The organism is Bacillus australimaris (assembly GCF_001307105.1).
In the GTDB taxonomy this organism is placed as follows: domain Bacteria; phylum Bacillota; class Bacilli; order Bacillales; family Bacillaceae; genus Bacillus; species Bacillus australimaris.
In genome coordinates, this window is record NZ_LGYN01000026.1 from 361326 (window position 1) to 384901 (window position 23576).

A 23576-nucleotide genomic window follows, 5' to 3' on the forward strand; every position below is an offset into this window, starting at 1 on the left:
TACTTTCATTCCTTATTTTATATATCGGCAAAATGGTTAGTGCATTCAATAGTTTCAAAAAAAAATTAAATAGAAAAAACAAGCCATAATGGCTTGTTTTAAGTAAAATATTCGATTTTTGCAGACGGAAAGTACTGATCGATATATGATTCCAAAGTCTTTCTTAGTTCTTTTTCCTCATCTTTTTGATAGATATATTTACCTATCCCGTATCTGCCCCACTTGTACCTTCTTTTTTCTTCGTCTAATTCTAATTTTGATTTCGGATAGTTTTTTTGAATCACACGTTTTGCGGGCTTTGTAAAGCGGTGCTGAATCATTTCAAAGGTGATATCATTCCTCACATCTTCAGGAAGGGAAGCATCGAGCTTTTCAAAAAGAACTTTATATCCTTCCTGCCAGCCTTCGTGGATGTAGATTGGAGCAATAATAAAGCCAAGAGGATAGCCCGCCTTTGCAACCTTAACAGCCGCTTCAATCCGCTGATCAAGCGGTGATGTTCCGGGCTCAAAATATTTAATGACATAATCGGCATTGATGCTAAAACGGAATCTTGTTCGCCCATTATGCTTTGCATCTAACAGATGGTCAACATGATGAAATTTTGTAACGAAACGAAGCTTTCCTAGGTCGGTCTGCCCAAAGTATTCAATTGCTCGTTTGAGCGTATGTGTCAAATGGTCAATTCCTACGATATCTGAAGTACAGGAGGCTTCAAATCTCGTGATATCAGGCGCACGCTCGTTCATGTACTGCTCAGCCTGATCTAATATTTCTTCTACATTGACGTACGTTCGAATATACGGCTTACTTCCCATTGTCGTTTGTAAATAACAATAATGACAATGACCCATACATCCTGTTGCAAATGGAATTGCATACTCTGCAGATGGTTTAGACGAATCAAACTTCAATGTCTTTCTCACACCAATGACAAGCGTTGACTTCGCGTTACGATACTTTTGCAAATCATTTTTCCCCGGAATATTTCTGACCTGATTGTGTGAGGTTGTTTCTCTTATTTCGATTCCCATACCCTCGAACTTTTCCTTCAGCTCTCGTCCTAACGGGTACTCTAACGCCCGGGGTTCAATGTAAACAAGCTGGGGAACGAAAGGTTTGATCATATTAAGCACATCCTTACCTTTAAGGTTTTCATACCGTTACTTTAACCGCTCAGGATGGCTTTTATCCTTTCTAAAATCTCCCTTATTCAAACAAGTCTTGATAAAGAGCTTCTGCTTCTTCATATGTTGGAAAAACAGCATCATCAGGAGCTAATGGATGATACGTTTCAAGTAAAAATAGGGCAAGCTCTTCTTCGTTATATGGATGTGAAACAATTTCTGCTTCTTTAATTTGTGCAACGTTTGCTGCATGTGGATTTCGATAAATCACATATACTTGATCACCCGGTTTATAATCTGAGAAAGGCAATCTGGTCACCTCCATTTTTAATTATAGGGTGCCCTTCTCACCGACCAATATGACTTAATATGATAAAATTCGACAAAAAAACCAGACAGTTTCACCTGTCTGGTTTTGATTCACTTAGTTATGATTGAAATGTTTTCTTTACAAAATCAACAACTTCTTCTGTTGTGCTAAGTGACAAGATATGCTCTTTAAATGATGCAGCTTCTTCCTTAGAAAGCTTGCTTAGCTGTGTTCTTGCTGGAAGAATGGATGTTGCACTCATTGAGAATTCATCTAATCCTAATCCAAGTAGAAGTGGGATTGCGATTTCATCTCCTGCCATCTCACCGCACATGCCAACCCATTTACCTTCTTTATGCGCTGCTTCAATGACAAGCGTTATAAGACGTAAAATCGCTGGATTGTAAGGCTGGTAAAGATAAGACACTCGTTCGTTCATTCGATCAGCAGCCATTGTGTATTGAATCAAATCATTCGTTCCAATACTGAAGAAATCTACTTCTTTTGCAAATTGATCTGCGATAACAGCCGTTGATGGAATTTCTACCATCATTCCGATTTCAATGGAATCAGAAACGTCTGTACCAGCGGCAACCAATGCTTCTTTTTCTTCAAGTAAAATGGCTTTTGCTTCTCTGAATTCTGATAACGTCGCGATCATAGGGAACATGATTTTCAAGTTTCCATATGTACTTGCACGAAGTAACGCGCGTAGTTGTGTTCTGAAAATCTCCTGCTCTTCTAGGCAAAGGCGAATGGCTCTATAGCCAAGGAACGGGTTCATTTCTTTTGGAAGCTGCAAGTAAGGAAGCTCTTTATCGCCGCCAATATCTAATGTGCGGACAACCACTGCTTTCCCTTCCATCTTCTCTAAAACTGTTTTATACGCATCGAACTGCTCTTCTTCTGTAGGAAGCTGATCTCTGCCCATGTATAAAAATTCAGTACGGTACAATCCAACTGCTTCGCCGCCATTTTCGAGTACACCTTTTACATCTTCAGGTGTTCCGATATTTGCAGCCAGCTCTACGTGAACGCCGTCTTTTGTGACCGTTGGCTGGTCAACAAGTTTCGCCCATTCCGCTTTTTGAGCTAAGTAGCTTTCATGCTTTTTTTGATACGCTTTCACTTCATCTTCAGAAGGCTGAATGATGACGTCTCCGCTAATACCATCTACAATGATCAGATCACCGTTTTTTACCGTTTTTGTTGCTTCTTTTGTTCCAACAACTGCTGGAATCTCCATAGATCTTGCCATGATTGCTGAGTGAGAAGTACGTCCGCCAATGTCTGTCGCAAAACCTTTGACAAATTGTCTGTTTAGCTGAGCAGTATCAGAAGGAGTTAAATCTTCAGCAATGATGATGACTTCTTCAGAAATCATGCTTGGGTTTGGAATGTCCACGCCTAGTAAATGTCCAATGACACGTTTTGTTACGTCGCGAATATCCGCTGCACGTTCCTTCATGTATTCATTGTCCATTGCTTCGAACATTGTGACAAACATTGTCGCTGTTTCTTTTAAAGCAAATTCAGCATTTACTTTATCAGCATTAATTTTATCCTTTACTGGGTTAAGCAGTTCAGGATCACTTAACACAAGAAGATGGGCAGAAAAGATATCTGCTTTGTCTTGGCCAAGCTCTTTTAGCGCATGTGCTTTAATTGCTTCAAGTTCTTGTTTAGAAACATGAATTGCTTCTTCAAAACGCTTCACTTCTGTCTCTGGATCGTTGATGTCTTTTTGGTGAACTGTTAAATCTGGTTCTTCCAGACGATATGCTTTTGCAATCGCAACGCCTGCTGAAGCACCGATTCCTTTCAGTTGTTGCATTACTCGCCTAGGCCTTCACTTTTCATTGTGTCTTTAAGCGCAGCAAGTGCATCATTTTCATCAGAACCAGAAGCAGAGATCGTGATTGTAGCACCTTTTGCAATTCCTAGAGACATTACACCCATAATAGATTTCAGGTTCACTGTTTTACCATTATATTCTAAGTTGATATCAGCATCATATTTACTAGCAGTTTGTACAAGAACTGTTGCAGGACGTGCGTGAATTCCAGAATCTGCTGTTACTTTGAATGTTTGTTGAGCCATTTTTATCAATCTCCTTTTTATACAATTAATACATCCACAATATTATATCATACTGCCGAGCTTGTCATCTAACAAGAACGGCAGTTATGAAAATTATTTTGAAATTTTCATGATATTTTCTTGTCCAGCTTTGATTTCACCGGATTCTTGAAGGTCAATAAATTGTCCTTCACTTAAGTTGGTAAATACAATTGGTGTCATCAAAGATGGTACTTCAGTCTTAATTTTATCAATATCAACCTCTAAAAGTTTTTGACCGATTTCTACTTTATCTCCCTCTTGTACAAATGCTTCAAATCCTTCTCCTTTGAGGCCGACCGTATCAATACCGAAGTGGATTAAAATTTCAAGTCCACCATCAGATTGAAGACCAATAGCGTGTTTCGTTGGGAATACATTTAAGATCTTCCCTCTTACCGGTGAAACCACCGTTCCATCTGTTGGCAAGATAGCGAAACCGTCACCCATCATTTTCCCTGAGAATACTTGATCTGGTACATCTGTAATTGGATGAAGCTCCCCTGTAATTGGTGAAGCAAAAATTTCTTCACCTTGTTCATTTTGCAGCGGCTTTGCAATGACTTCTTCGACCTGCTGGCTGACTTCTTCTTTTGCAGAAGGGTCTTTCGCTGGACGAGGTGTGCGGCCTGCAATGATGTCCTGCATTTGTGTTTTTAAATTATCAGAGCGAGGACCAAAGATTGCCTGGATGTTGTTTCCTACTTCAAGAACACCTGAAGCGCCAAGCTTTTTCAAGCGGTCTTTGTCCACTTTCTTTTGATCATTAACCGTGACACGTAAACGCGTAATGCAAGCATCAAGGTGCTTAATGTTTTCTTGATCACCCATTGCTTCAAGGATTTCATAAGGTAAGTCATTACCTTTTTCAGACTTCACATCACTTGCTCCGTCTGCTGCTTCATCCTCGCGCCCTGGTGTTTTCAGATTAAATTTGCGAATGGCGAATCTAAATCCGAAGTAGTAGATGACAGCAAGTACGAGACCTACTGGAATGACAAGCCACCAAGCGGTTCTGTTTGGCAGAATTCCGAATAGGAAGAAGTCGATTAACCCTCCTGAGAAAGTCATCCCAATTTTCACGTTTAGAATATCCATTATCATAAAGGATAATCCAGCAAATACACAGTGAATCGCAAATAGTACTGGTGCAACAAACAAGAATGAGAATTCAAGCGGTTCAGTAATCCCCGTTAGGAAAGAAGTAAGGGCCGCTGATCCCATGATTCCAGCTACAAGCTTTTTATTCTTTGGTTTTGCTTCATGGTAAATCGCAAGAGCTGCTGCTGGAAGACCGAACATCATGAACGGATATTTCCCTGTCATAAATGTACCAGCTGTCAGCTGAACACCATCTTTGATTTGCGCCATGAAGATACGCTGGTCACCACGAATAATATCTCCTGATAAGCTCTTATAGCTAAAAAATTCATACCAGAATGGCGCGTAGAAAATGTGGTGCAGACCAAACGGTATTAGTGAGCGTTCAATGACACCGAATACAAAGGCAGCCAGCGGCTCATTCGCTGCAAGCAGTCCTGTTGAAAATGAGTTCAGCGCACCTTGGATTGGTGGCCAAATGACTAGCATCAAAAGCCCTAAAATAAGTGCTGAAATAGAAGTGACGATTGGAACAAAACGTTTACCAGCAAAGAAGCCAAGATATTGCGGGAGCTCAATTTTGTAAAATTTATTAAACATATAAGCTGCTAATACCCCTACAATAATCCCGCCAAAAACTCCGGTAGACAAGGTCGGTATCCCGAGCATATTAACATATGCTGGATGGCTTTCCTTAAAGAACTTAGCCAACTTGATTGAATCGGATGGAATGGATCCGTTGGCCATTAATACGGCACTCATCGTTACGTTCATGACAAGGTAACCGATGATTGCGGCAATCCCCGCTACACCATCTCCATTGGCAAGACCGATGGCAACCCCTACCGCAAATAAGAGCGGAAGATTTGAGAAGACGATGTTCCCCGCATTCTCCATGACACTTGCAACAAGCTGAATCGTATCGTTACTTAAAAATTGAGCTACATCAATCAGCTGCGGATTTTGCATCGCATTCCCAAGCGCTAGTAAAATACCGGCAGCAGGAAGGATCGCAACTGGAAGCATGAGAGCTCGTCCAATTTTTTGCAACACACCAAAAAGTGATTTAAACACTGGTTGAACCTCCTTTTGTTTTCGCTTACAACATACATTTGGGCTGCTCCCTGACGTACATTTCATAATTAACCGTTTACATTTCACTTTCAAACACAAAAAAAGGCATGGTGATATAAGGTTGCGCAAATAACAGGATCTTATCCTGTATTTACCTTAAGTCACTCATGCCTGATCGAATCAGTTACACGTTTCAAGGAAACTATGAAATTTTATTCGTCAATCTGTACAGATGAAGCGTCAAGTAGACAGCCTCTGCATCTTGTACAGGCTTTTTTAATGTATGCTGCAAAATTTTGATCATTTTCCAAGCAGTATTGTAGCATAAAGGATATTCATTTTTCAATAGATGAAGCAATTTTTCTGGCTCCTCTAATGATTCTCCCCGTTTAATACGCTCGATTGAAAACGTAATATGGCGTAATAAGCGTAAATAATGAATACTTTCTCTGTCTACTTTCATATGAAATGAGTCTTCTATGACTTGGACCATTTGCGTAATTAGCTGCGAATGACGGTTCACCTCAGATAAAGGCCGGTTCGTCAAAGCTGAATGAATATGGAGCGCGATAAAGCCAATTTCTCCTTCTGGGAGCTTTGTTTCAACATCTGGACGCTCGTTAATCAGTTCAACGACTTCCTTTGCGACCTCGTATTCTTTCGGGTATAGCGATTGAGTCTCAAGCATAAACGGGTTCGTGATATCATAGCCTTGCTGCACCCGCTTAAAACTAAACGCAATATGGTCGGTCAGTGCAACATGAATATGCTCATTCAAGCGTTGTCCCATTTTTTTTCGTATATGATAAATGACATCATTGGCAAGCTCAATCATGTTCTCATCAATATGATGAAGCAGTTGTTTATATTCTGTTTGTTCCTTCGTGTTTTTTAACACAAACATCTTTTCAAACACGTCTTGATCGAGATGATCCCCCGATTTTTTTCCGAAGCCGATTCCTTTCCCGATCAGAACCACTTCGCCCAAAGAAGGGTGTCTTGCGATGATGACATTATTATTTAACGCTTTATCAACGGTGAAGGATTCCATGAACATCCCCACCTCCTTCTTTTTCAATCCCTCTTATCGTACAAAACAGATGAAACGTGCGTCAACGATTGTTTTTTAAAACGGTTGTTGTTCGTTCAATCAGACGAAATGGCAGCATTCTTTTTTCGGATTTCTCTCCCTTTAATGCCAGGTCGAACAAGTCAAACGCTTCCTGTCCCATTTGTTTGAGGGGAATATGAATACTAGAAATCCCTAAAGCCTCACTTAATTGGTTATATTGAAAGCTGAGTATGGCTGGAGATTCTCCTACTTTTATGCCACGGCGCCGCGCCTCTAATAAAAAGCCTGCAGAGACGTCGTCATTTGTGATGAATAATGCTGTAGGGCGATTTCTCATTTTCTGCCATTCTGCAAATAATTGCTTTCCATCAATAAGTGATAGCTTCCCATCAATGATCCATTCCTCATCAATAGACTGCCCGAGCGACTGCATCATGTCTTGATAAGCCTGAAGGCGAGACTCGCTATTCGCTCCTTCTGTTCTGGCGAGAACAATTGCAATTCGCTCATGGCCGCATGCTGCCAAATGGTGCAGACCCTCCTTAAATGCTTGATCATGCGCAATCGAGACGGTTGAGCATGTATCATGCTGCGTGGGATGACAAAAGATAATCGGCCCAAATTCCTGCCACTTTAAAATGTGCTCATCACTTAACGCATTTGAACAAAATATTAAACCATCTACACGGCGCTCTTTTAAACTCATTAATGCTTCTTTTTCTTTTAATGGATCATATCCTGTTTGAAATAAAGCAAAATGCATGCCGCGCGCCTGTGCTTTTTCAGCCATACCTGTGACAAGTCCGCTGAAATAAGAGTGCTCGATGTTTGGAAGAACGATGCCAAGCATATTCGAATAGCCCTTCGCTAAATGGACAGCCTGGATGTTTCTCGTATATTTGAGCTCCTTCATCGCTTTTAGAACTCGTTCCCTTTTTTCTTCTTTGACATAAGGATGATGATTCAACACACGTGATACAGTTGTCACGGATACGCCCGCTTTTTTTGCAATCTCCCGTATGTTTGCCATTTTTTCTCCTACTTTCTCTTGATATGGTAAGCGTTTCATACTTTAAGATGTATGTGAGCTGAACAAATCACTGGGTGGAAAGGGGAATTCAAGATGGGTTTCATCATATGGATCGTATTATGTATGACTGTTTTGTTTTCTGCTCGTTTTGCACTACGTCCTTTAGGAAAAGACCATAAAATCAAACCGTTTCAATCAATTGATGATTTTTTTGTTGATAAGGATCGAAAAGAGTGACAAAAAATCACGATGACGCTTCCATGGCCTGGACGTTCATCGTGATTTTTTTCATTACTTGATGATCGTCAGCTCTTTCGGATAATTGGTTAAGGTGACAGGACCATTCGCTGTAATTAGAACATCATCTTCAATTCTCACGCCGCCGACTCCGGGTACATAAATACCTGGTTCAATCGTATATACCATACCTTCTTGCAGAAGGTCGTCATTTGCCTGACTCATAGAAGGAAACTCATGAACAGAAATCCCAAGACCATGCCCAAGGCGATGCGGGAAATAGTCACCATATCCTGCTTCTGTGATCAGCCCGCGAGCTTTTAAGTCAAGATCACCGATTCTCACGCCTGGCTTACTCATTTCAAGGGCAGCCATTTCTGCGTTTAAGACGGTTTGATAAATGTCCTTTTGCTTTTCAGAAGCTTCCTGGTAGATAAATGTTCTTGTAATGTCTGAGCAATATCCATCGACAATGACGCCAAGGTCAAATAACACAAAATCGCCTTTTTTTAAGGCTGCCTGTCCTGGATTTCCATGAGGCTCACCTGATTTTTCACCAAAGAGAACCATGGTTGAAAAGGACATGCCTTGAATGCCTTTTTTCTTTAGTTCATATTCTATGACTGCAAGCACTTCTGTTTCCGTGATTCCTTCTTTTAAAGCATTAACACCAATCTTTACGCCTTCATCTGCCAATTGAGCCGCTTTTTTCAATGTAGCAATTTCTGACTCATCCTTAATTAGTCTTAACTGATTGAGCTCTTCTTCAGCCCGGACAAAAGTTTCTGCCCCGGTAACAGCTTGCAGCTGCTCTGCTCTTTGAAGCGGAATCGATTCTTTTTCAATCGCCAGATGCGCCAGTTGAACACCTCGTTTTTCTATTGCTGATTGAATGAAATCAAATGGATTCTCATGATCTTCATATCCAATGATATCGCCGGACCATCCTGCATTTTTTGCCTGTTCGACTTCCATTTTAGGCAAAATAAAAAATGGCTCTGCCTCTTGAAATACAAACAGCCCCATCACTCTTTCATGCGGCTCTGTGAAGTATCCAGATAGATAAAACACATTTTCCTTTGTATGTATAAATGCACCTTGAATGTCTTTTTTCTTAAGCCAAGAAGACAAGCTTTTCATTCGATTCATCATGATCCTCCTCATGCGTTTTGTACTGATCTATTGTATCAGTTTTTACTGCATTTCGCACAAAAGCGCACTGGCATGAATCCAGTGCACTCTGATAATTTACTTAAGATGCGCGAAGCAGACGCAGTCCATTTAAAATAACCAAAATCGTACTTCCTTCATGCCCAATGACACCAAAAGGCAGATCAAGCACTTGTAAGAAATTCGCACAAATTAACAGACAAATGACCGTTAAAGAGAAAACAATGTTTTGTTTAATGATTCGATTCATTTTTCTTGAAAGGCGGATCATCTTTGTTAGGTTATTTAAATTGTTCTTCATTAAGATGAGATCCGCTGTTTCTAAGGCAACATCTGTACCTCCGCCCATCGCCACCCCAACGTCTGCTGTGGCAAGTGCAGGTGCATCATTAATTCCGTCTCCCACCATAATAATTGAATTACCTTGTTTTTTTAATTGATTGACCTCATGTACCTTTTCATCTGGAAGACATTCAGCCACAACGGTTTGGATGCCGGCTTCCTGCGCAATAGCTTCTGCCGTTTTTTGCTGATCGCCTGTCAGCATGACGGTTTGGATGCCTAAATCATTCAGTTCTTGAATCATTTTTTTAGCTTCAGGTCGGATTTGATCTTTAAGGCCTAGGCAGCCAACGACTTCTTGATCTTTTTGAACATAGACCACTGTGTATCCTTGCGCCGAAAGATCATCACCTGTCTCTTCAATTTTGCGGCCGATTGACGCTTTTCCAGCAAAGTCTTTCTTCCCAATCCGCCATGTTTCTCCATTTAATTGTGCTATTACCCCAAACCCAGAGGTTTCTTCAATGGTGACATGGGCTGATCTTTCTGTTTGGTGCTCTTTTGCCATCTCTGAAATTGCTCTTGCCAAAGGGTGATTTGATTGACTCTCAATTTGATAAAGCGCTTGATAAAAAGCAGATTCATCCTGCCCATTAGCAATTACCACTTGTTCTACAGCTGGCTTTCCACTTGTAATCGTCCCCGTTTTATCAAAAGCGATCATGCTGCTTGTGCCTAGTTTTTCTAAAAAGACGCTTCCTTTGACAAGCATTCCGTTTCTTGCACCATTTGAAATTAGCGACAGTGCGGCTGGCATAATAGATGCAACAAGTGCACAAGGTGAAGCAACGACCATAAACACCATGGCCCGGTAGAAGGTTTCACTCATGCTCCAGCCAAGCACAAAATGAGGCAGAACCATTAAAATCGCAACGGTTATCAACACACCTTTTACATAAGCCCCTTCGAATTTTTCAATAAATGCTTGGCTTGGCGAAACACTTTCTTGAGCAGATTCGACAAGTTTAATAATTTTATGGAAAAGCGTTTCTTCGTTATGTTTAGTGACTTCTACTGTTAGGGAGCCATTTAAGTTCACTGTTCCTGCAAAAACGTTTTCCCCTTGCCCTTTTTCCTGTGGAACAGATTCTCCCGTAAGCGCAGATTCATCCACACTTGTTCTACCACTTAAAATCACACCATCAGCTGCAATACGTTCCCCAGCTTTGATCATAATACGGTCACCTGGTGTTAATGATGAAGCGGCGATTTGAATCATCGTGCCATCTTCTTCAATTAAAGTAGCTTCATCCGGTGCAATGCTCATTAAAGCTGTTAAGTCTTTCTTGCTTTTATTTGACGTATACGTTTCAAGCGCACCACTCAGTGAGAAAATAAAGATTAAGATGGCGCCTTCTGCCCAATAGCCAATCAGAGCTGATCCTATTGCTGCGAAAATCATTAAAAGTTCAACATTCAACGTTTTAGACGAGATGGTTTCTTCAATTCCTTCCTTCGCCTTTGCAAAACCTCCAATGACAAAAGCGAGGATAAAAAGAGGAATGCTCCACATGCTCTGATCCTTTAACATCCATCCAATTAAAATGAGAATGCCCGAGATCCCTGCTGCAATTAATTCTCCGTGCTGTGCCCATTTATGAAAGGACAATTTCGATTCCTTTTGATTTGTCGTTTGATAAAGTACTGTATTCTCATTCATGATTGTTTTCTCCTCTCTAATTGATAATAGTTTTCATATTATCAATCGTTGCCCGTTTCATTTTTCATCTATTTTTTCTGCTATTTCAAGCTTCTTATAGGTCTGTTACTCATTATAACAGGTTCTGAGTAATTTTCAATTAATAATTATTATAATTTCTTCTTGATAATAATTATCATTATTATGATAGGACATTCCATCCTCCTCTGAGCACAGTTTATTCAGATGAAAAGAAAATGAACACAAAAAAAGAACCAAATAGAATTGGTTCTTTCACAAAGGAGTTGTTCTATGAATCCGTCCACTCTTTAATTTGTTTTTTCGTCAGCGGACCTACATGATTTTTCACCACTTCTCCTTTTTCATTAATTAAAAAGGTCGTTGGAATGGTGATGATTTGATATTTCTTCATCATTTCTCCATGTTCATCTAGTATGATTGGGAATGTAAACTTTCTGTCTTTCACAAATTGGGCAACAGCATGTTTACTTTGTTCAGCTCCTAGTAAATTCACGGTCAATATGTCAACATCACTCTGATTTTCTTTTACAATCTGTTCAAATTCGGGCAGCTCCATTTTGCAGGATGGACACCATGTTGTCCAAAAATGCAGAATGGTCTTTTTCCCTTTTGCGGGAACTATCTGCGTTTTACCAGTTAGTGTCGGAGCCTCTATTCTTGGCGCCATCACTGGCTCTTTTGCCTCTGTCACTGTACTCATTAAAAATAGAAGCAGGCTCATCATCAGAAGACTGACGGGTAGATGTTTACGATTCATCATGATCTTCCTTCCCAGTTTTCTTATAGCTTGCCCTCTCGATGATGATGACATTCAAGCTTTTTTCATTGTAAGAAACATTGAAACGCCAAGTTCCTTACAAATCGTCGCATAATGCAGAGCAGTCAAAAGCAGCATGCCTGTGTTCATTCCTAATATAACCCCCATCATATTTAAGCTTTCAATTGAACCAAGGAAATACACCATAGAAAAAGAGACAACATGCACCCATATATTATGCAGGAACACATCTTTGATAAGCCCCATCCCGATTAAACACGCTTGAAACGGCATCACAAACAGGTGGCATAAAAAGTATGGCCAAAGCAGCTGTAAATAGACCGCAGCTTGCGGTGAATCAAAAAAGAGCTGCGTGAGTGGGTAAGCAAAATAATACATCACCATCACTGCCGGCACTCCGTATGCAAACGTAATCAGAATTGCCTGCCTGACACGTTTTTTCACTAGATCATACTGCCCCAAAGCATAGGCTTCAGATACATTAGGAATCATCACAATCATGATGGAATGAGCAATAAAGGCTGGAAAAAAACCGATCGACATCGCCACACCAGCCAGCATGCCGTAATGATCAACAGCAAGTGTTCCAGAAATGCCTGCTGCAACTAAGGCTCCTTTGATTAAAAACGGTTCAACCGCATTGGCAATCGCATGAAAGATGCGCATGCCAGTTGTCGGAATGGAAACGGCTAAAAGGCGCTTTCTCACATCAATCCCTCTTAATTCAACAGACCTAACATTCACAGCATTTTTTGCCATGACGTATTGAGAGTATAAATAAATAAAGACGACAAGATCACTCGCAACAATGACACCAATGGCGATGAGGACCGCTGTTTCAATATCAAACGAATACCAATGAAAAAACAAAAACAAGCAGATGAGCTGGATTGTTTTCTTCAGCATATTAGCTAGAGCGATTCTGCCCATTTGCTGTTTCCCCATAAAATAGCCGCGGGCAATGGAGGTAAACGCAATGATCGGAATAAGAGACAGCACTAGGCCCTTCATAAGCGGGTGATACGACTGAAACACAGGAATGAAAGGCAGAACAATCGCTGCTATACCTGTTGTTGTACATGTCACCACAAGCGTCATTTTAAAGGCATGGCGCAACATACTTTTATGGAGCCGCTCATGCGATTCTGCAATGAATTTAGAAATGGAGACTGGCAGCTCTAAGCTGGCGATCACAAGGACAAGCATGATGATCGGAAGAATGCTCATATAAAGACCCATTCCATGTTCTCCAAGCTCTCTCGCTAAAATCATATTGACTAAAAACTCGATACACTCCGCAATAAAAGCTGCGACAGATAGCAGAATGACCCCTTTTACAAATCGATTCATGTAGCCTCCCCTTGTCTAAAAGAAAATTCTTTTCACATTCTATGAGACAAGTCCTGAAAATATTTTGATAATTGAAGACAAAAAAAGAACGATCTTATTGATCGCTCTTTTCCTTTATACGGCAAATACGTGACGCCCAATACGTTCTACAATTTTGCGAGAACGAATCCAATGATCTGTTGCCGTTTTTGGATTATAAAAATAAATGGCCTTTGTTGTTCTGTCATGTTCTTTCACGACTTGCTTCACAGCTTTAATGGAATCTTGATCTGCCTTATCATGAATACTTCCATTCGATACTGGTTGGAAGGCATTTCGCTGATAAATAACGCCTTTAACGCTATCAGGAAAAGAGCGATGCTCCACTCTGTTTAAGACGACGCTTGCCACCGCTTTTTTCCCTTCGTAAGATTCACCCTTTGCTTCAGCGTGTACCAATCGAGAAAGCAAGTCCATTTCTTCATTAGAATATTGTTTACCGCTTGCCTTATTCGTCGTTTCAGATTTTACTTTTTTCTCTTGCTTCGGTTTTGAAGACTTTTCTTCTGTTGACGTACTTAGCATTTTCACTTTTGGCTGACGCTTCTCTTCAGAAAATGCTGGGATGACTTGATCGTGATCTTGATCTATATATGAAAGCTGATGTTTAACAGGTGCTTGTGAAATTTCGTGACTTAATGTGCCTTGCTGCTCTTGTATATTGTCCATCTTCATTGCTGCAACCAGCATAAGGATGACAAAAAGAGCTGTATGAATTTTAATCATTCGCCTTTTTCCTCCTATAATCAAAGTAGGCTGTAAGATACTTGTCCACTCTAACAAGAGCTCATTCTATTTTCACGCACAAAGATTTACATGCCTGTCCAAATTCCGTCATTAAATGGCATGTCCTAGTTGAGCGCACATAAAATGGAATTGTTAGCGCTTAAAAAGGTCCCTTTTTCACCTATCATCATCCTTATGCTCCTGATTATGGGTTATTACATTTTCTTTTCATATGTATCAGACTGGTTTGAAGTGTGACAAAAGAACGAAAATAAAAAAGCTTTCTCTCATCAATGAGAAAAAGCTTTAGCTTCTTGCTTCTGTAAGATATTCAAAAATAACATCTCCACCATGTTTAGCAATCCCGCGAAAATGTTTAAAATCATCTTGATCCACCAAAACAGAACGAAACGTTAAAAAATCATCTTTTTGGATGGTCACTTGTTTTTCCGTCCCATTCCGTAATGATTCAAGTATTGTGAGGATTTGTTCTTCAGTCAAAAAAACCGCTCCTTTTCAGCCATGATCAAATATTAAATATACCATTCGTTAGAAAAGCATACAACGAAAACGAAACAAAAACGCCTTTATCCTTTACATTAGTATGAAAATATTGCAAAATACTTTTTAATAGGGAATGAAATCTGTTTTTAAAGGAGAGAGATCGGTTGAAGATTGCAAAAATTGGAAATGTGATCGAATTTAGAAATGGTTTAACAGGGATAGTTGAAAAAGTGAATGAAAACTCTGTCATTGTGGATGTCACCATTATGGACAACTATAGAGATTTAGAACTGGATTCACTAACAGTCGTTAATCATAAAAACTATAAAATCATCAAAGACTCCGAACATTAATTTGCAATCCTCAATTCAGACTACCGTTACATACGTATATATGAAGCAAATTTGACTCATTTAACAACTTTGCTCTTTTTTGACAATCACATATGAAAAAGACTGACACCATATAAAAAGGGTCAGTCTTTTTGCATTTGAAAGGTTTGCATTTCCGCCTTTGTCTTGTACATGTCGACTTCCTCGGGTGTGATCACCCCTTTATCAATTAAGAGTGCGATCACTCCAAGCAATGTGGAGGCACCCCATTTATATCTTTCTTTGTTTTGATGTTCAAGCATTTGAAGCTCTTCTCTTAGCTCCATTAGCAGTTTCTCTGTCTTCTCTTCTTTGTTTGCCAACTCTAACGCCTCCGTTTACCATTCATTACCCCTATATTATCTCAAAGAAAATAAGATACGCAAAAAACACGTTCACCCTTTACAAACATACGTTCTGTCATATATAATATGTTTACGAGCTGGTAGCCCCCAGCCGTCCTAGCAAGTTCTATTCCCATTCGTATGAGAAGAGTGACATGACTCTTCTCTTTTTTATAGGTTCAGTCTGATCGATTCGCTTCAATCCCATAAAAAAAGACATGCATACCGCATGTCTTTTCCTATTTATTAGCGATTATCAATCGTTTCTGGATACATATCATGATTCATCATACGATACGATGCCATTTCTTCATACTTGGTTCCAGGTTTTCCGTAGTTCGTATACGGATCAATTGAAATACCGCCTCTTGGTGTAAATTTGCCCCATACTTCAATGTATCTAGGGTCCATTAATTCAATCAGATCGTTCATGATGATGTTCATACAATCCTCGTGGAAGTCACCATGGTTACGGAAGCTGAACAAATATAATTTTAATGATTTACTTTCAACCATGATTTCATTTGGGATATAGCTGATATAAACCGTCGCAAAATCCGGCTGTCCTGTCTGCGGACAAAGTGACGTAAATTCTGGGCAGTTGAATTTCACGAAATAATCTCTATTTGTATGTTTATTCGGGAACGTTTCAAGCACTTGTGGTGCATAATCAAACAAATAATTGGTTCCCTGATTTCCTAGCAACGTGACACCTTCTAATTCTTCTGGTTTTCTTGTCGTCATGTTATTTCTTCCTTTCTATACGCCTCGTTTATTTCCCCACAATAACGTGTGCAGCTGCGGCAGCACTCTTACACGGTTTAAATCTGGATCTTGCGCGACTTGATCTACTAGCGCTTCATATTTCTTTAATAAATGCGTTAACAAGTACGCATCATCACTAGTCGTCGTGTCATCATTTCCTACCTGTAAATAAAAAGTGAGCTCAGGGTATTTCGCATGAACATCCTTCGCATAGGCTAGATCACGTTCATCAAAAATCACGACCTTCAAGCTTGCATGCTGCAATCTATTTCCGCTTTTCAGCTCATCTATGATACGTGTTAATTTTGTAAAATCTGTTTTCATATTCGAACTTGGCGGCTTAGGTGAAATGGTTAAATCATCAATTTTCAAAAACCAGTCCTGATACATCGTCCCTTGTGTTTCAAGTGCTGTATCAATTCCTTCTTCATGTAGCAAATCAATGAGTGATTCCATTTGTTTTAAAAGCGCAGGATTCCCTCCTGAAATGGTGACATGAGAAAAAGCCTGTCCGCCTATTCTTTTTAGTTCTTGGACAATGTCCTCTGCCTGAAGCCACTGAATGTCATGCTTTGCTGAGCCATCCCATGTAAAGGAGGAATCACACCAGCTGCAAGAATAGTCACAGCCAGCCGTTCTGACAAACATTGTTTTTTGTCCAATAACCATACCTTCTCCTTGAATGGTTGGACCAAAGATTTCTAATACGGGAATCGCTTTAGCCATTGATCTCAACTCGTTTCGGACGGTAGATACAATAGCTTGTTGGTGTCTCCCTGACAAAAACCTGAACACATGTCGGTTTGTTCGCTAAAGTCGATAAATACGCTGCGACTTTGTCATGCACTGTTTTTGCCACAACCTCAGTCGTCGGCATCGCGTATGGATCGTTTGATGAGAATTCCTCATGATCATTAAGCAGCGTGTGATCGTACTGACCATGAATAAGCTTTTTCAATGTACTGAAATTGACAAGGAAACCTGATTCATCTAGTTCGTCTCCTGCAATGGTGATATTGATGGTGTACGTATGACCGTGTACACGGCTGCATGCGCCTGCATCTTCTCTTGGGATAAAATGGGCAGCCGATACATGCATATCTTTGTTCAATTCAAATGAAAATGGATGATTCGTTTGTGGATAGATTTGAGAAAGCATTTATTTTGCCTCCTTCATTTCCATATAAGTGTCATAGCCGTTTTTCCGAAGCTTACATGCAGGACATTCCCCGCATCCATCAGAAATGATGCCATTATAGCAAGTGAGTGTTTCATTTTTCACAAAATCAAGCGCATTTAGTTCGTCCGCCAGCTTCCATGTTTCTGCTTTATTCAGCCACATGAGTGGTGTATGGATCACAAATGGTTTTTCCATTGCTAAATTCACGGTGACGTTGCAAGATTTTACAAACTCGTCGCGACAATCTGGATAGCCGCTAAAGTCTGTCTCACAAACTCCTGTGATAATATGTCTTGCTCCGATTTGATACGCAAGAATAGAAGCAAAGGATAAGAACACTAAGTTTCTCCCAGGCACAAATGTAGAAGGCAGCTCTCCTTCTTTTTCCTCAATGTCAATGTCATCTCTTGTTAAAGCATTAGGTGCTAGCTGATTCAAAAGAGACATATCTAATAGATGATTCTTCACGCCTAGCTTGTCAGCGATTCTTTTGGCTACATCAATTTCCTCTTGATGACGCTGATTATAATGAAAGGTTACTGTTTCTACCTCTTCAAATTGTTGAAGTGCCCATAATAAACATGTCGTACTGTCCTGTCCCCCGCTAAAGACAACGACTGCTTTTTCATTTTTCATTTTCTGTTCTCCTCCTTTTGCAGATGAGTACAACTGTACAAAGCTGCATCTGAAAGGCTCTTAAAAACCCCTGTTTTTCTCAAAAGAAAATACACCTTCAATTGTGTATATGAGGTGTCCCAGCCATAAAAAATAAAAAATGCCACATCCAAGGATACGGCAAGTCCTTAGTTTTTTATAGAGGGTTTTGCTAGAACCTCTCCCGTTTTCACGGATTTTTGTTCAATTTTTACAGAGGATAGTGTACCACATATTTTTCTTGCAGGCTATCCTTTCTTTACTTATCAAGCGATGCAGGTACTTTTTTTAAACTCAGAAAGAGGATAAAAAAGATACTGACATAGCCAAAAATCGGATAAACCGTTGATATCAGTGTACCGTAGCCAATTTTACTGATCACATAGCAGCATAGGAGAATAAGGGATATCGTCAAGATACTATTCATTCGAATATACGCCCTTACCTGTCTTTCCAGCCCATATAAATTGCCTATAACAGATGTAAAGACTTCACCGAAAATCACGAATAAATAAATGAGATGAATCGAGTTTGCGACTTGATATACCACCTGAGCCATTGGAATATCAAACGCCTCCAGCATATCTAATGAAGAAAGTGATAAAAAGCATGCAAGTAAAATGAGTGTCAGCATACCGCCCCCAAGCACCGCTCCCTTTTTAATAACAGCTTCAGATGTCATTTCATTTGCAACAGGTACTAACACTGCCTGTGACAGCGCTAAATTAAAGGCACCATATGAAACTGCCGATAACACCCACTCACCATTACCCATTTGCAGCGCAAGAACATAACTTTCACTGCTGCTAAAAACGAATGAATCGAGAAATACGATCAATGAAAAGAAAATCAGCATTGGAACGACAAGAACGTTGACACCAAATAATCCTTTTGAACCTTTAAAGAGGACAATGACACTTAGAATAATCGTTAAAAAGATCCCATACTCCTTCGATATACCAAGCTGCTCTTCAAAAATAGCGCCTGCGCCAGAAATCATCACTGAAGTGACACCAAGTAAAATAAAAAACATGACAACATTAATATATCGACTCGCAGCTGCGCCAAATAAAAAACGATTCATATCTTGATAAGATTCTGCCTCGATTCGTTTCGAAATCAGCATCATTTTAGCACCAAGGCCCGTAAATATAATGCCGCTGATCAGAATTCCTAAAAGTCCAATCCAGCCAAAACGAACAAAAAATTCTACGATTTCTTTTCCTGTCGCAAACCCAGCTCCAACCACTGTTCCTACATATACAAAGGCAAGCTGAAAAGCGGATTCATTTGAACGTTTCATGTGACCCCTCCGCACCCATCACTTTCGATTGTTTCTTTTTTATCCTATGAGACAAGTTTCTTGAAAAGAAGGACAAACCGTGATTAAATGCAAAAAAGGATTTTTATCCGACTTTGAGCAAAACAGTTGAAAGTCAAAATTGGTCAGAGTATACTATAGTCAAAGATGGTCAACAATCGACCATTTTCTTTAACATTCATTGGTCAAATAAAGTCAAACTTTATTTTAAGGAGGTCATGGCAAATGCGTTGTCAACATTGTCAAGTAAATGAAGCAACTATTCGCCTGAATATGCAAGTAAATTCGTCCCGAAGCCAAATGGTTTTATGTGAAGACTGCTACACCTCTTTGATGGAGCAGTCAAAAATGAAAATGGGACCTCAGCTGTTCGGAGGAAGTTCATTCTTCTCTCAGCCAACCGGGCACGCCCCAAATGTGGAGCAGCCAAAGCAAAAGGGCTTACTCGATGAGCTTGGTCGAAATTTAACAGATGGCGCAAACGCGGGTTTAATTGATCCAGTGATTGGCCGTGATGAAGAAGTCGCAAGAGTCATTGAGATTTTAAATAGAAGAAATAAAAATAACCCTGTTCTCATTGGTGAACCAGGTGTTGGGAAAACAGCGATCGCAGAAGGACTCGCTTTGAAAATTGCGAGTGGCGATGTACCAAATAAATTAAAGAACAAGCAAATCTATTTATTAGATGTCGCCTCACTTGTCGCGAACACAGGAGTACGTGGTCAATTTGAGGAAAGAATGAAGCAGGTCATCAAAGAACTGCAAAGCCGCAAAAACATCATTTTATTTGTAGATGAGATCCATCTTCTTGTAGGCGCAGGATCTGCCGAAGGGTCAATGGATGCTGGAAACATCTTAAAACCAGCACTTGCACGAGGCGAACTGCAGCTAGTAGGTGCGACGACATTAAAAGAATACCGTCAAATAGAAAAAGATGCTGCGCTTGAACGACGCTTCCAGCCCGTCATCGTGGATGAGCCAACACAAGATGAAGCAATCGACATCTTAAAAGGCATTCAAGATAAGTATGAGGCCTATCATGGCGTCACCTATTCTGATGAAGCCATTCAAGCGTGTGTTCAGTTATCTTCGCGGTATATTCAAGACCGTCATTTGCCGGATAAAGCGATTGATTTAATGGATGAAGCAGGTTCAAAAGCGAACCTCTCCATTGATGCAGCAAGTGAAGATGAACTGACAAACCGACTAGCGCAAATTGCCGCTGAAAAACAAGCTGCGCTAAAAGAAGAACAATATGAAAAAGCAGCGAAGATTCGAGATGAAGAAGAAGCGATTGAAGCAAGACTTCAAAACAAAACAACTGACAAAGAACATGTCGTCACAGCAGAAGACATTCAGGCCATTGTGGAACAAAAAACAGGCATCCCTGTCGGCAAACTGCAATCAGATGAACAAACCAAAATGAAAGAAATTGACGTTCGTCTAAAAGCACGAGTGATTGGGCAGGAACATGCGGTTGACAAAGTGGCGAAAGCCGTGAAAAGAAGCAGAGCGGGTTTAAAATCGAAACATAGACCAACAGGCTCCTTCCTTTTCGTTGGCCCAACAGGTGTCGGGAAAACCGAATTGTCCAAAACGCTTGCTGAAGAATTATTTGGTTCAAGAGATGCGATCATTCGTTTAGATATGAGTGAGTACATGGAGAAACACTCTGTGTCCAAACTCATCGGTTCACCTCCTGGTTACGTTGGACATGATGAAGCTGGCCAGCTGACTGAAAAAGTGCGCAGAAAACCATACAGCATCATTTTGCTGGATGAAATCGAAAAAGCACATCCTGATGTCCAGCACATGTTCCTTCAAATAATGGAAGATGGCCGCTTAACAGACAGTCAAGGCAGAACTGTCAGCTTTAAAGATACAGTCATCATCATGACAAGTAACGCAGGCAGCACAGATAAAACGATCAAAGTCGGCTTCCAGTCTGATCAAGAAGAAGCGATTGAGGAACAATCATTGATTGATTCACTCAGCATCTACTTCAAACCAGAATTCTTGAACCGTTTTGACAGCATCATTCAATTTGATTCATTACACAAAGATGATTTAGTGAAGATTGTTGATCTTCTACTTCATGAGCTGTCAGAGCAATTAAAAGAGCAGCAATTAACAGTCCATGTCACAAATGAAGCGAAAGAAAAAATCGCAGAGCTTGGATATCACCCAGCATTTGGTGCTCGTCCATTGCGCAGAACCATCCAAGAGCACGTTGAAGATCAAATGACGGAGATCCTGCTTGAAGAGGAGCAGCTTTCTGGATTTACTGTGGATGTTGAACACGATGAGATCGTGGTAAAAAAAGGATAATTACATCCTCAGGATGATATGCATCTCCATCATGTGGCGGTGTCAAAGTTCCATCTGTACGCCGACGCTCCCCCGCCTCTTTTCCTTTAAGATAAAAGAAAAAGAGGTGGATCACATGATGAATTGGAGCTATGATCTTGTCAAAATCATGTATGAAGAAAAATTAAAAGAGCTGCTTCATTTAGATGAAACAGCTCCAAACGATTAAAAAGAAACTCCCTTTATGTGAGAGGGAGTTTCTTTTTATGCAAATAGAAAGCGCTTTCGTCAAAATTTCTTCACATAAAGTGGCTTAATTTTATATTCTGACTAAAACCCTTCTGGAACACACCGATATTAACTATAGAAAAAGATAGTTAAAGGATTTGGTGAGATAATGGACAAAACATCGTTAATTGGTATTATTTTAGCATTTATTGCACTTGGTGTCGGCATGGTCTTGAAAGGTGTGAGTCTAACCGCTCTTATCAACCCGGCAGCTATATTGATCATCATTGTTGGGACGGTTTCAGCTGTTGTCATCGCATTCCCTTCTAGTGAAATTAAGAAAACACCAATATTGTTCGGTAAAATTTTTAAAGACAGCCCGCTTCCATCCATTCAAGAGATGATCCCTCTCTTTTCAAACTGGGCTCAAATTGCGCGCCGTGAAGGTCTTTTGGCATTAGAAGCAAGTCTCGAGGAAGTCGATGATGATTTTCTAAAAAATGGCTTAAGCATGGCAGTTGACGGTCAAAGTGCTGAATTTATTCGAGACATCTTAACAGAAGAAGTCGACGCCATGTCTGAAAGACATCAGTCAGGCGCATTAATCTTTACACAAGCTGGTACATACGCTCCGACGCTAGGGGTACTTGGCGCGGTTGTCGGACTTATTGCCGCACTTGCAAACATGGGAGATATTGAAGCACTTGGACATGCAATCAGTGCTGCCTTCGTAGCCACACTGCTTGGGATTTTTACTGGGTATGTGTTATGGCATCCATTTGCCAACAAGCTGAAGCGTAAATCAAAGGAAGAAGTGAAGCTTCGTCTGATTATGATCGAAGGTATTCTTTCTGTTCTTGAAGGTCAATCTCCAAAAGTCATTGAACAAAAACTTCTTATGTACTTACCAGCAAAAGAACGTGCAAATCTTGTCATTGAAGAAGGAGAAAATCAAAATGGCTAGGAAACGTAAAAAACATGATCATGAAGACCATGTAGATGAATCTTGGCTTATCCCTTATGCCGATCTTCTAACGCTTCTACTCGCCCTCTTCATTGTGCTTTTTGCATCTAGTTCAATTGATGCGGCAAAATATGAACAGATGGCTAAGTCTTTTAATGTGGTTTTTACTGGTGGTACTGGTGTCATGGATCAATCTAGCATGCAAAGCACGGAAGAAACTGAACAAAGCAACCAAACCAAGAAATCAGCCGAAGAAGATGAAGAAGCCGAAGCAAAGGCTCGAGATCAAGCCGTTCTCACAAAGGTCAAAAAGCAAGTGGATTCATTCATTGCCAATAAGAAACTTGGTTCTAAGCTCGAAACAAAGCTTACAGATGAAGGTTTGCTAATTACGATTGAAGACAGTATCTTTTTTGATTCTGGCCGGGCAGTTATCCGCCCCCAAGACGTTCCATTAGCAAAAGAAATCTCAAAGCTGCTCGTCATTAATCCTGCTCGTGACATAGTCATTAGCGGACATACAGATAATGTACCGATCAGAAATTCGGAATTTGAATCCAACTGGTATTTAAGCGCCATTCGTGCTGTGAACTTTTTAAATATTCTTCTTGAGAACAGCAATCTAGATCAAGAGAATTTCAGCACAAAAGGATATGGCGAATTCAAGCCGATTGCCTCAAATGATACAGCAGAAGGCAGAAGTAAAAACCGTCGTGTAGAAGTACTCATTTTACCGATTGAGAAAAAAGCAAAATAAAAAAGGGAGCCAGCGGCTTCCTTTTT

At 40.2% G+C, this 23576-nt stretch carries 24 protein-coding genes and 1 riboswitch; of the genes, 5 read left to right on the plus strand and 19 right to left on the minus strand.

From position 1 onward, the window contains the following. Positions 1-98: 98 nt before the first annotated feature. From splB to AKG37_RS13520, 7 genes are all read right to left on the minus strand, one after another. Positions 99-1127 (minus strand): spore photoproduct lyase, encoded by a 1029-nt coding sequence (gene splB / locus AKG37_RS13490; RefSeq protein WP_060699261.1) that lies wholly within the window; start codon positions 1125-1127, stop codon positions 99-101. 82 nt (positions 1128-1209) lie between these two features. Next, positions 1210-1437, minus strand: a complete 228-nt coding sequence (locus AKG37_RS13495; RefSeq protein WP_003211490.1) for a transcriptional regulator SplA domain-containing protein — start codon at positions 1435-1437, stop codon at positions 1210-1212. A gap of 118 nt (positions 1438-1555) precedes the next feature. After that, entirely contained in the window at positions 1556-3271 is a 1716-nt protein-coding gene (gene ptsP, locus AKG37_RS13500) for a phosphoenolpyruvate--protein phosphotransferase (protein WP_060699262.1), read from the minus strand. Next, the gene (locus AKG37_RS13505; RefSeq protein ID WP_003211078.1) at positions 3271-3537 is read right to left on the minus strand and encodes a phosphocarrier protein HPr; all 267 of its coding nucleotides are present in this window, start codon (positions 3535-3537) and stop codon (positions 3271-3273) included. Before AKG37_RS13505 ends, ptsP begins: the two co-directional genes overlap by 1 nt. Positions 3538-3630: 93 nt before the next feature. Beyond that, complete coding sequence (gene ptsG / locus AKG37_RS13510) at positions 3631-5730, minus strand: glucose-specific PTS transporter subunit IIBC (RefSeq protein ID WP_060699263.1); 2100 nt, start codon at positions 5728-5730, stop codon at positions 3631-3633. Between the two features lie 202 nt (positions 5731-5932). Beyond that, on the minus strand, positions 5933-6787 hold the full coding sequence (glcT, locus tag AKG37_RS13515) for a glucose PTS transporter transcription antiterminator GlcT (RefSeq protein WP_060699264.1): 855 nt from the start codon (positions 6785-6787) through the stop codon (positions 5933-5935). Between the two features lie 55 nt (positions 6788-6842). Beyond that, positions 6843-7832: a LacI family DNA-binding transcriptional regulator gene (locus AKG37_RS13520; protein WP_060699265.1), complete on the minus strand. Its 990-nt coding sequence runs from the start codon at positions 7830-7832 to the stop codon at positions 6843-6845. A gap of 93 nt (positions 7833-7925) precedes the next feature. On the opposite strand from AKG37_RS13520, the gene AKG37_RS19020 reads away from it, so the two are divergent. Continuing rightward, the gene (locus AKG37_RS19020; RefSeq protein ID WP_162838482.1) at positions 7926-8069 is read left to right on the plus strand and encodes a hypothetical protein; all 144 of its coding nucleotides are present in this window, start codon (positions 7926-7928) and stop codon (positions 8067-8069) included. 54 nt (positions 8070-8123) lie between these two features. Here the strand turns inward: AKG37_RS19020 and AKG37_RS13525 are convergent, their stop codons facing one another. The 6 genes from AKG37_RS13525 to AKG37_RS13550 form a co-directional block, all read right to left on the minus strand. Further along, positions 8124-9218 (minus strand): M24 family metallopeptidase, encoded by a 1095-nt coding sequence (locus AKG37_RS13525; RefSeq protein WP_060699266.1) that lies wholly within the window; start codon positions 9216-9218, stop codon positions 8124-8126. A gap of 103 nt (positions 9219-9321) precedes the next feature. Further along, the gene (locus tag AKG37_RS13530; protein WP_060699267.1) at positions 9322-11241 is read right to left on the minus strand and encodes a heavy metal translocating P-type ATPase; all 1920 of its coding nucleotides are present in this window, start codon (positions 11239-11241) and stop codon (positions 9322-9324) included. 289 nt (positions 11242-11530) lie between these two features. After that, on the minus strand, positions 11531-12019 hold the full coding sequence (gene stoA / locus AKG37_RS13535; protein WP_060699268.1) for an endospore biogenesis thiol-disulfide oxidoreductase StoA: 489 nt from the start codon (positions 12017-12019) through the stop codon (positions 11531-11533). A gap of 54 nt (positions 12020-12073) precedes the next feature. Continuing rightward, positions 12074-13390, minus strand: a complete 1317-nt coding sequence (locus AKG37_RS13540) for a polysaccharide biosynthesis protein (RefSeq protein WP_060699269.1) — start codon at positions 13388-13390, stop codon at positions 12074-12076. Positions 13391-13504: 114 nt separating this feature from the next. Next, positions 13505-14155, minus strand: a complete 651-nt coding sequence (locus tag AKG37_RS13545; protein ID WP_060699270.1) for a cell wall hydrolase — start codon at positions 14153-14155, stop codon at positions 13505-13507. Positions 14156-14461: 306 nt separating this feature from the next. Further along, complete coding sequence (locus AKG37_RS13550) at positions 14462-14656, minus strand: hypothetical protein (RefSeq protein ID WP_060699271.1); 195 nt, start codon at positions 14654-14656, stop codon at positions 14462-14464. 167 nt (positions 14657-14823) lie between these two features. On the opposite strand from AKG37_RS13550, the gene AKG37_RS13555 reads away from it, so the two are divergent. After that, entirely contained in the window at positions 14824-15012 is a 189-nt protein-coding gene (locus AKG37_RS13555; protein WP_060699272.1) for a YkvS family protein, read from the plus strand. 122 nt (positions 15013-15134) lie between these two features. On the opposite strand, the gene AKG37_RS13560 is transcribed toward AKG37_RS13555, so the two are convergent. The 6 genes from AKG37_RS13560 to AKG37_RS13585 all read right to left on the minus strand — a co-directional run bounded on the left by AKG37_RS13560 (position 15135) and on the right by AKG37_RS13585 (position 19276). Continuing rightward, positions 15135-15353 carry a hypothetical protein gene (locus AKG37_RS13560; RefSeq protein ID WP_060699273.1) on the minus strand — a complete coding sequence of 73 codons (219 nt, stop codon included), beginning with the start codon at positions 15351-15353 and terminating at the stop codon, positions 15135-15137. A gap of 267 nt (positions 15354-15620) precedes the next feature. After that, entirely contained in the window at positions 15621-16118 is a 498-nt protein-coding gene (gene queF / locus AKG37_RS13565; RefSeq protein ID WP_003211403.1) for a preQ(1) synthase, read from the minus strand. Positions 16119-16133: 15 nt separating this feature from the next. Continuing rightward, positions 16134-16865, minus strand: coding sequence for a 7-carboxy-7-deazaguanine synthase QueE (queE, locus tag AKG37_RS13570; RefSeq protein ID WP_060699274.1), 732 nt, complete (start codon positions 16863-16865; stop codon positions 16134-16136). After that, entirely contained in the window at positions 16858-17298 is a 441-nt protein-coding gene (gene queD / locus AKG37_RS13575; RefSeq protein WP_060699275.1) for a 6-carboxytetrahydropterin synthase QueD, read from the minus strand. The genes queE and queD overlap by 8 nt, the downstream gene beginning before the upstream one ends. Further along, on the minus strand, positions 17299-17955 hold the full coding sequence (queC, locus tag AKG37_RS13580; protein ID WP_024424683.1) for a 7-cyano-7-deazaguanine synthase QueC: 657 nt from the start codon (positions 17953-17955) through the stop codon (positions 17299-17301). Positions 17956-18116: 161 nt separating this feature from the next. Continuing rightward, positions 18117-18161, minus strand: a riboswitch (PreQ1 riboswitch). Between the two features lie 71 nt (positions 18162-18232). Then, positions 18233-19276 carry a YkvI family membrane protein gene (locus AKG37_RS13585; RefSeq protein WP_060699276.1) on the minus strand — a complete coding sequence of 348 codons (1044 nt, stop codon included), beginning with the start codon at positions 19274-19276 and terminating at the stop codon, positions 18233-18235. 243 nt (positions 19277-19519) lie between these two features. On the opposite strand from AKG37_RS13585, the gene AKG37_RS13590 reads away from it, so the two are divergent. The 3 genes from AKG37_RS13590 to motB all read left to right on the plus strand — a co-directional run bounded on the left by AKG37_RS13590 (position 19520) and on the right by motB (position 23550). Then, on the plus strand, positions 19520-21622 hold the full coding sequence (locus AKG37_RS13590) for an ATP-dependent Clp protease ATP-binding subunit (protein WP_060699277.1): 2103 nt from the start codon (positions 19520-19522) through the stop codon (positions 21620-21622). A gap of 376 nt (positions 21623-21998) precedes the next feature. After that, the gene (gene motA / locus AKG37_RS13595; RefSeq protein WP_060699278.1) at positions 21999-22793 is read left to right on the plus strand and encodes a flagellar motor stator protein MotA; all 795 of its coding nucleotides are present in this window, start codon (positions 21999-22001) and stop codon (positions 22791-22793) included. Further along, on the plus strand, positions 22786-23550 hold the full coding sequence (motB, locus tag AKG37_RS13600) for a flagellar motor protein MotB (protein WP_060699279.1): 765 nt from the start codon (positions 22786-22788) through the stop codon (positions 23548-23550). Before motA ends, motB begins: the two co-directional genes overlap by 8 nt. Positions 23551-23576 lie beyond the last annotated feature (26 nt).